The organism is Plesiomonas sp. ZOR0011, from assembly GCF_000800945.1.
Classification (GTDB): Bacteria; Pseudomonadota; Gammaproteobacteria; order Enterobacterales; family CAMTGL01; genus Plesiomonas; species Plesiomonas shigelloides.
In genome coordinates, this window is the sequence record NZ_JRKB01000020.1 from 1 (window position 1) to 2,148 (window position 2,148).

Genomic DNA, 2,148 nt, shown 5'->3' on the forward strand with positions numbered 1-2,148 from the left:
ATGGGGGGGATCTTTAAGTCCGATTCGGGTTTCGCCACTCTTGATTTGAGCACCGGAAAACACCTGTTTTCTGTGATGCTTGTCAGGAGGGCGGAGCCTTTGGAAAAAAGCACCTTCCGTGCCGTTCCTTAGTCCTGCCTTACGCCTGTTCTTGGCTCTTCCAAAACATCAAAAAAAAACTTATTGGGCGCGGAGCGCATCTTGCCGTTCCGCTGATTGGCCAGCGTGATTGTGTGTAAAGCTCAGGTCAGCTTTGCTGTCCTAGCTTTTCCACATGAACGCCTACGTTATTTTGTTTTTATCTTTTCGCCCCCAACTTTTTTATTTTCTGTACTCCTGCATTTATCGTTTTCTTATTTTTTGTTCCGCTAAACAGAGATCATTTTGCTCTGGAACATGCCTCTTCACAAAGGCATCAAAAATGTAGTCAAAGTGTAGTTCGATCTGTAGTTCAAACTGTAGTCGACGGCTCAAAAGTGTAGTTCGATCTGTAGTCCAAAGTGTAGTCAAAGTGTAGTCAGGCTATTTAATCGCCATCAGCAAGAGAGCAAAGCAAGGCACGACACCGACCGTACACAAAAATAATCGGGTGATTATTTTCGCATCCGGTCGACGTGCAAAAGGGAATATCCCTTTTAAACCCTGTGCGGTTCTACGAACCTGAAAGCCGAAAGCCCAAAACTAGATCAACAAAGGGACAAGGTATGTTTTGTTGAACCGCCACCACGGTGACGCTCCAACAAAACGCCTTGGTCAGGATTCCATCCCGACACCCTAATCAGATTCGAATTTATCTTTCGATGGAGAACGGCTGTATTTTTTAACCTCAGTTTTCCATTCAAATGCAATCCGAGATCCATCGTCATCGCCGTCAGAAATATCATCCCCGATCACCATGTCCTGATCGGTTTCTTGATCCAATTTCAAAACATCTTTCAATGCACCACCTGTCGCAACAAAACGGCGCTTGTGCGTTTGGCGAGTTAGCTCAATGAACCATTCAGGATCGGCAACCATGTCGGCTGGCTTGGTAGAATATTTCAAAGTTTCGGCAACCGCGCCCCTAACAAGTTGAGCGGTCGCACAAGCCAAGGATTCACCATCTTTCGGCTTACGAGGTTTAACCGAGCGAACATCAACATTCGGATCATAGTTAACCCGCAAGCAATCCCGCCATAGCTCAACCCAGCGACAATGTTTTACGTAATCGCGACCGCTCAACATGCCAGACGGAACCATCATCAAAACGTGAAAATGAGGATGCGCACTACCATCCTTGCCGCGCGTTACTTCGGTAGTCCGAATCCAGCCCTGAACGGATTTAAGCTCTTTACGTTTTTCCAAGCGCTTAAAAGCCGCATTCATGGCAGTAAGCTCCTCCCCAAGGCGTTCGATGGCGCAATTACGCACCGTTAGCGTCAGAAACATCCATCTAGAGTTCGGATAATCCGCCACAATTCGAGGTAGGGATTGGTAAAAACGAGCTTGCCACATTAGAGATCTCCTCCACTGGCATACGGGGCAGTGCCTAACACGGCAAAAATGCGCCTCTCGCAGCCTTAGGCGTGTTTCTCCCGTTTCTTTGATGGTAGACCAACCAAAGCGCAGCAAACCCCCGCAGGAGGCCATACGCGCCGCATAGCGCTCGAATTCAGATGCGCGTAAGTAGATCCCGCCAACATCATCGGAAACGCTCTTGTGGGAATCCCAAGGCTTATCGTTAGGACTGTAATCAGTAAGGTACTGTAGGTTATTGCTTGTCATGATGCCCGCTCCAGTATGGGCAGGCGGAGAATGGCTGTGGTATCATTTCCCTATCACCTGATGTGTCTGTTCGCAAAATAGAATTTATCCAGGTGGTCATGCCCTCGAACTGTTGACGCAGTTGCGAGGGTCGCTTTTTTTACGACCACGGCCAACAGAATACGCCCAAACTCATTTTCGAGCAAATTCGGTGCAAACCCTTGCGGCACAAGGCTTAGAGCCATATTTTAATCCGCCATTTATCCCTTAAGTATAAATACAAGGAAGAGACCCCCTTCCGACACCCTCAAAACCCGCCCAAAACGGCCCAAAAAAAACAGCAAAAACCGCTTATCAGGTGGATGGCATCACTGCGTGAAACCATCCACCCGAAACAAGTGTTTT

The 2,148-nt window shown here is 47.9% G+C and carries 1 protein-coding gene; it reads right to left on the reverse strand.

The window, feature by feature from the left end; all coding sequences use genetic code 11:
* Positions 1-774: 774 nt before the first annotated feature.
* Entirely contained in the window at positions 775-1,764 is a 990-nt protein-coding gene (locus L975_RS03385; RefSeq protein ID WP_047707176.1) for a protein rep, read from the reverse strand.
* Between the last annotated feature and the right edge of the window lie 384 nt (positions 1,765-2,148).